This is a genomic window from Streptococcus mitis, assembly GCF_946190325.1.
Taxonomy (GTDB): Bacteria; Bacillota; Bacilli; order Lactobacillales; family Streptococcaceae; genus Streptococcus; species Streptococcus mitis_CF.
Window position 1 is genome coordinate 1 of record NZ_CAMHZR010000031.1, and the last position, 336, is coordinate 336.

Here is a 336-nt window from a genome sequence, read left to right on the forward strand (position 1 = left end):
CGCAACGGTCACCACACCAATTGCCAGGTCTTTCCAACCGTTCTTGGCTCGATCCTCCGCAGCCAAGGCCTCAAAACGAGCCTTGTCTCTCTCCTGAGCAGCTTGTACGCGTTCAACACGACTCTCCATCTGCTTGGTCGCCTGTTGGTAGGCCATCGCAAAGCGTTGGACAGACTGGAGTTTGGCGAAATCACCCGACTGATAAGTCCCTACAGTCCGTGTCTTCCCTGCATGTTCTGCGATCAAGGCCTTGGTCGCCGACAAGAGTTCCTTAAAGGCAACCAAATCCTGACTCGCATGATTACTTTCATACTGGATGATCGAGTTGTCCAAGTT

At 52.7% G+C, this 336-nt stretch carries 1 pseudogene; it reads right to left on the reverse strand.

The features are described from left to right. A pseudogene (locus N8M95_RS09210) lies at positions 1-333 on the reverse strand (T7SS effector LXG polymorphic toxin); the annotation flags it as partial. Positions 334-336: the final 3 nt, after the last annotated feature.